This is a genomic window from Vibrio sp. M260118, from assembly GCF_036533755.1.
Taxonomy (GTDB): Bacteria; Pseudomonadota; Gammaproteobacteria; order Enterobacterales; family Vibrionaceae; genus Vibrio.
In genome coordinates this window covers 1-6,437 of record NZ_JATABG010000192.1, presented here as the reverse complement: position 1 = coordinate 6,437, position 6,437 = coordinate 1, and the positions used below count along the sequence as shown (strand labels likewise).

At 44.5% G+C, this 6,437-nt stretch carries 7 protein-coding genes; 4 read left to right on the top strand and 3 right to left on the bottom strand.

Annotation, left to right across the window (positions count from 1 at the left end; genetic code table 11):
- The first annotated feature begins 57 nt into the window (after positions 1–57).
- Positions 58–471 carry a LysR substrate-binding domain-containing protein gene (locus QTO00_RS12165; RefSeq protein ID WP_331425054.1) on the top strand — a complete coding sequence of 138 codons (414 nt, stop codon included), beginning with the start codon at positions 58–60 and terminating at the stop codon, positions 469–471.
- A 69-nt stretch (positions 472–540) separates the two neighbouring features.
- On the opposite strand, the gene QTO00_RS12160 is transcribed toward QTO00_RS12165, so the two are convergent.
- Positions 541–855, bottom strand: a complete 315-nt coding sequence (locus QTO00_RS12160) for a hypothetical protein (RefSeq protein ID WP_331425053.1) — start codon at positions 853–855, stop codon at positions 541–543.
- Between the two features lie 462 nt (positions 856–1,317).
- Here QTO00_RS12160 and QTO00_RS12155 point away from each other — a divergent pair, with 462 nt between their 5' ends.
- Complete coding sequence (locus QTO00_RS12155) at positions 1,318–2,292, top strand: DUF1852 domain-containing protein (RefSeq protein WP_331425052.1); 975 nt, start codon at positions 1,318–1,320, stop codon at positions 2,290–2,292.
- Positions 2,293–2,315: 23 nt separating this feature from the next.
- Positions 2,316–3,347: a methionine synthase gene (locus QTO00_RS12150; RefSeq protein WP_331425051.1), complete on the top strand. Its 1,032-nt coding sequence runs from the start codon at positions 2,316–2,318 to the stop codon at positions 3,345–3,347.
- Between the two features lie 60 nt (positions 3,348–3,407).
- Here QTO00_RS12150 and QTO00_RS12145 read toward each other — a convergent pair whose 3' ends face one another.
- Positions 3,408–4,574, bottom strand: coding sequence for a GGDEF domain-containing protein (locus QTO00_RS12145; protein ID WP_331425050.1), 1,167 nt, complete (start codon positions 4,572–4,574; stop codon positions 3,408–3,410).
- Positions 4,575–4,697: 123 nt separating this feature from the next.
- Positions 4,698–5,726 (bottom strand): dihydroorotase, encoded by a 1,029-nt coding sequence (gene pyrC / locus QTO00_RS12140; RefSeq protein ID WP_331425049.1) that lies wholly within the window; start codon positions 5,724–5,726, stop codon positions 4,698–4,700.
- Positions 5,727–5,991: 265 nt separating this feature from the next.
- Between pyrC and QTO00_RS12135 the strand changes: the two genes are divergently transcribed.
- The coding region (locus tag QTO00_RS12135; RefSeq protein WP_331425048.1) for an MOSC domain-containing protein at positions 5,992–6,437 on the top strand (446 nt) is incomplete at its 3' end.

Below are 6,437 nucleotides of genomic sequence, written 5' to 3'. Positions count from 1 at the left end.
ACAATGGATAACTCACTTTGGCTCTGCTGCTCAATGATTTCTGCCCAGAGTTGAGGCTTGTTCGATTGGTTCATCGTGACTCCTTGGTTGAGGAATCACTATGCCGAGAATGCTGAATTATTGGTAGGTGGGTTTAAATGGACGCTTACTAAAATACAGTTTGTTGACCGTGAATCCGGACAAACCTCTGTTTATCCCATCAAGTACAACTATCGAGTTAATGAAGCGGATTTAATACTTTCTAGTGTGAGAGCGTCAATGGGCTACGCACAGATTGCTCAATTTATGCTTGCTGAAGATATGGAAAAGCAGGGTTTGGTGCAGTTATTGCCTGATTATACTCTGGCTTCATTTGGCGATATTCACGCGATTTATATGCACAGGAAACAGTCAATACTGGCGACGTCATTTATTGAGATTGTGCGGGAGGTGATTGGCACGCCACCCGTGTGGGAGCGCAATTTCCTTTAAGAGTGTTTCTTTGATGCAAATGCAAAAGCCCGATTAAACTCGGGCTTTTTGACATAGAGTGAGTTCGATTTAGAACGAAGATAGGAAACGCTGCTCGCGAATGGTTTCACCATTTTCACCTTCGATTTCAAAAGTAAATGAGCTGCCATGGTCCAGTAGGTTTGCTGCCATAAAGGTACCCTTCTCACCGGTGGTGAAGTATTGAGTGCCATTACCTTTCACTTTTACCTTCACGCCACTAACTGGGTTGCCATTTTCAAGCACAGTCACGATTGCTTGATTTTTGATAGTTTTGATCTCAATTGTTTTGTCTTGATGTGGTGCTGCTATAGCGATTGTTGAAGATAGAGCCGCAATAAGTAGTGTAGTGATTGCTGTTTTCATAATGCTTTTCCTTTGAATACTGTTTAATTAAGAGCCGTTGCTCTTGGTACGGAAGAGATTATGCGTGAATTTATAAGTGTGATAAATATCACATTTGGAACTTTACTGTTGCCTAAATATCTACAATAAAATTGGTGTGGGTTTAGGTAGTCTGCAATGCAGCTTTAACGCTCAAGCCCTTCTGCAATCCTTTCGCTATTCACTTCCTTAACTCCGTTTCCCGAAGCGTACTCTCACTAGGCAACATGAGTGTTTCTCATGGTGAATGTGAAGTAATACCATTGTGCTTAATAGGCGGTTCAAAGTTATAAAGAAACACACTCTTATATCTAGGCAGCATTCAAACTCTGAGTTCTGTTCTCGACCAGAACCATTTAAGCCTGTATCTAGAAAACTAAAATGCATAAATAGCCAAGAGTATGACTAAGTTAGCTTTCATCTAAGGAAATAGGATACACCGCTATGAGCAAAGACTTCACGTTCACCATCAAAAGCCTAAGCTTGGATGAAAACTATCATCCAGCAGACAACACCCGAATTACGACTAACTTCGCTAACTTAGCGCGAGGTGAGAGTCGCCAGCAAAACCTTCGTAACGCATTGAAGATGATTGATAACAGCTTCAATGCCTTAGCGCATTGGGACAACCCTCAGGGAGATCGTTACTCAGTCCAGCTTGAGATTGTCTCCGTTGATATGGATATTGAAGCTGACGGTGAAAGTTTTCCGTCAATTGAAGTACTAAAAACTAATATCCTAGACCATAAGACCAACGAACGAATTGAAGGCATTGTTGGTAATAACTTTTCTTCGTACGTCCGGGACTATGACTTTAGTGTTTTGCTACTCGATCATAATAAAGGTAAGCCGCAGTTTAGTATTCCTGACAATTTTGGTGAGCTACACGGTAAGCTGTTTAAGCATTTTGTTAACTCGCCAACCTATAAGCAGCACTTTAGCAAGCTACCGGTGATCTGTTTAAGTGTTTCAGACAACAAAACCTATCACCGTAGCGATAATCAACATCCGGTGCTGGGCTATGAGTACCAGCCAAATGAGTCTTCTCTGACTGAGCAGTATTTCCAAAAAATGGGGCTACAAGTGCGTTACTTTATGCCGCCAAACAGTGTGGCTCCACTCGCGTTCTACTTTTTCGGAGATTTACTCAATGACTACACCAATTTGGAACTCATTAGCACGATCAGTACCATGGAGACATTCCAAAAGATCTATCGTCCTGAAATCTATAATGCAAACGCGGTAGCAGGAAAGTCGTATCAACCGAGTTTGAAAAATAGTGATCACTCCTTAACTCAAATTGTGTATGACCGTGAGGAGCGAAGCCGTTTAGCCATTGAACAAGGTAAGTTTGCTGAAGAGAACTTCATCAAACCGCATCAAGCATTGCTCGAACAATGGTCTGCGAACTACGCCTAACAGTTAATCAGGAGAGATAGAGTATGAAAACACTATTACCTACGTCTACGGCAGGTAGCTTGCCAAAGCCTTCTTGGTTAGCGCAGCCTGAAACATTATGGTCGCCTTGGAAGCTGCAAGGTGCAGAATTAAGCGCTGGTAAACAGGATGCGTTGCGTTTGTCGCTACAAGAGCAACAGCATGCAGGTGTCGACATCGTGAGTGACGGTGAGCAAACTCGCCAACACTTTGTGACGACATTTATCGAACACTTAAATGGTGTTGACTTTGAGAATCGTAAAACGGTGACGATCCGTAATCGTTATGAAGCGAGCGTACCTACGGTTATTGGCCCTGTTAGTCGCACAAAGCCAGTGTTCGTGGAAGACGCTAAGTTCCTGCGTCAGCAAACGGATAAGCCGATCAAGTGGGCATTGCCAGGCCCAATGACCATGATTGATACACTTTATGATGATCATTACCAAAGTCGTGAGCAACTCGCTTGGGAGTTCGCCAAAATTCTTAACCAAGAGGCGAAAGAGCTAGAAGCCGCGGGTGTCGATATTATCCAGTTTGATGAGCCAGCATTTAATGTCTTCTTTAATGATGTGAATGATTGGGGCATCGCTTGTTTAGAGCGAGCCATTGAAGGGCTAAAGTGTCAAACGGTGGTTCATATCTGTTATGGCTATGGTATTAAAGCCAACACTGATTGGAAGAAAACACTGGGCTCAGAGTGGCGCCAGTATGAAGAAGTGTTTCCAAAGCTGCAAAAGTCCAACATTGATATCATTTCACTAGAGTGTCATAACTCCCGTGTGCCCATTGAACTGCTTGAGCTGATCCGAGGTAAGAAGGTGATGGTAGGGGCGATTGATGTGGCAACAGATACCATTGAAACGGCGGAAGAGGTTGCGTCAACCTTACGTGAAGCGCTTAAGTATGTTGATGCTGACAAGCTCTATCCGTGCACTAACTGTGGCATGGCTCCGTTATCACACGAAGTCGCGCGAGGTAAACTAAATGCACTGAGTGCAGGAGCTGAGCTAGTAAGAAAAGAGCTGCTGGCTGGTTAGTCAACGCATAAATGTGTTCACCCTAGCAGATGGCAATCTATGCTTCTGTTTGGGGTGATACTAGGCTGGCGTATTGCCTACGACTACCTGATTTCGCCCTTGGCGTTTAGCTTTATAGAGTGCTTTATCGGCACGTATTATAGACTCTTCCCAGCACTCATTTTTATCGTGTTCGCTGACTCCGAAGCTCGCGGTGCATGTTTCCCGGTCGCTAGGTAGCATGGTAGTGCGTTCGATGATGCGCCTGAGTTTCTCTGCGACAATTTGCGCTTGGTCTAGTTTAGTCTCTGGTAGCAAGACGAGGAACTCCTCACCGCCATAACGAAATGAGTAGTCATTTTTGCGTGTTTCAATGCGTAAGATCTTACCGATAGCCCTTAGAACGTTGTCTCCTGCTTGGTGTCCGTAGATATCGTTGATCTGCTTAAAGTTGTCGATATCTATCAGCACAACAGACAATGAATGCTCGTATCGCTGCGCGCGCGCCGCCTCTTTTGGTCCAAACTCTTCCAGTGCTCGTCGATTGTATAGCTGAGTCAATTCATCCTTCAGCGATGAGTGATAGATGGTGGCGACAAGTCTCCCAGTTAACATCCAAGTAATCGAAAAACCGATAAAAATGATCATCATCAGCACACTAATAAACGCAAGTTGATGTATCCAGTTCGCCAGCATAAAGTCTTCAGTGCGCGAACCAAACAGCAGTGCTACTAGGCGGAATAGTCCATATAAGGCATAGACGAGCATGCCTAACGAAAGTAAGCGTTTAGAAGGCGCGATATCTTCATTGGTGCCTTTGTGGTTGGCGTAGATGGCCAAGAAGCTTAGCGCGGAAGTATAAGATGCTATGATCGCAATGCGCGCATCAGTTGAAGACGAAAAGTAAGTTAAGTAAGTTAAAGATACAATGAGAACTGGCAAGGTGTAGTAGCCGAAATTGGCTAGTGCGGCTGGGTAGCCTCTGAGTAAACATATACCGTGCAATATAAGAATAAAACTTAAACTAATTAGAGAGTTAGCAAGTATTTTAGACAACCATAATGAGACGTTGTTGCCAAAACTCATTAACAGGAACCCCAATCCTAGCAACAGTAAAGCGAGGGCAATTAGGTTAATGCCTCTAAGCCTAGATTGAAGGGTTTGAATCAAAGCTAGACCCGCACTATAGGTAAAAGAAAGTAGTACGCACATAATGGAAAGAGTGGCGATGTCTAGCTTAAGTAACATGACGACCTAGTTATTAATGTTTATATCATTAGTGTAGGTCATAGCGGTGGAATACCAAATAAAAAAACCCAGTAACTAAAGGTAATTACTGGGGTTTTAGTTTTGTTGGACTATGCGTTAGTTTTATTTAACTGTCCACTTAATCTCTTCGCCGGCGCGGATAGGCACTACGACAGACTCACCAAATGGCATGGTTTCATCAACTGGCCATGCTTCTTTAGTTAGTGTAACAGTATCGTGATTGCGTGGCTGACCATAGAAGTCAGGACCATTATGGCTGGCGAACGACTCTAGGTTCTCGAGTTTTCCTTCTTGCTCAAACACTTCTGCATATAGCTCAAGTGCAGCATGCGCAGTGTAAGAGCCAGCACAACCACACGCCGCTTCTTTCATACCTTTTGCGTGGGGAGCTGAGTCTGTACCTAAGAAAAACTTCTTGCTGCCGCTGGTTGCTGCTTCGATAAGCGCTTGCTGGTGGGTGTTGCGCTTAAGAATCGGTAGACAGTAGAAGTGAGGCTTAATGCCGCCAACCAACATATGGTTACGGTTGTACAGTAAGTGGTGCGCAGTGATAGTTGCAGCAACATTGTCGTTAGCATTTTTCACAAAGGCAGCGGCATCCGCAGTTGTAATGTGCTCAAGAACGATCTTAAGGTTTGGAAAATCGTTCACGATTGGAGCTAAAACGGTATCTAGGAACTGCTTCTCGCGATCGAATATATCAACATCGTGGTGAGTCACTTCGCCGTGTACCAACAGCAACATGCCAACCTCTTGCATGGCTTCAAATACATGGTAGATATTTTTCGCAGAAGTGACGCCCGAGTCAGAGTTAGTCGTCGCACCTGCTGGGTAAAGTTTAGCAGCAACAACCGCCCCCGATGCTTTTGCTTTTCGGATCTCGTCTGGTGTTGTGTTGTCGGTCAAATAAAGTGCCATTAGCGGCTCGAACTGTTCACTTGGCTTCTCTGCCATAATGCGCTCACGATAAGCTAGCGCCATATCGGTCGTTGTCACAGGTGGGATGGTATTTGGCATGATTAGCGCGCGGCCATTGTAGCGGCTAATATCTCGCACGGTATCCTTCAGTACATCGCCATCGCGCAGATGAACGTGCCAGTCGTCAGGACGTGTGATCGTAAGTGTTGTCATTGATTGCTCCCACCATAAATTGAGTTATCTGATTGGAGCCTAAGTTGAGCGAAACTGTGAAAGCAAACGCTTGCGCTTAGGCGACAGGATGATAGTGCAAACCGCACTGTATTTCATCCTATTTTTTTGGTGCTGGTGCTGATGTGCATGAATGTTCACCTAACGAACCGTAAACCATAGGTTATGAATGCTGCCCTGGTCAGTAGAAGAAAGCGAATGAAATCAAGTATACTGGCTGCACAATAACTCTAGCTTAGGATAAGCAATGTCAGCTCCAATACTCTCTCAAATTAATGTCTATCCAGTGAAATCTGTCGGTGGTATTTCTCTTTCATCTGCTTGGGTTGAAAAACAAGGTCTGATGTTCGACCGTCGATTTATGCTTGCGCTCTCTGATGGCTCAATGGTAACAGCACGAAAATACCCGCAGATGGTGACGGTGCGTTCAAGCCTAACACCCGATGGCGTGATATTCACAGCAGAAGGTAAATCGCCACTGCGAATTCGCTATTCAGAATTCAAAATGCAGGAAGCACCCGCTCAGGTTTGGAAAGACAACTTCGTTGCGTATACCACCACAGATGCTGCTGATGATTGGTTTACTGAGGTATTGGGCCAGCGAGTAGAGCTACTGTTTTGTGGCGAACAATCAAATCGAGTGCGTGAAAAACTGGGTCACAACGTTAGTTTTGCTGACGGCTACCCTGTTTT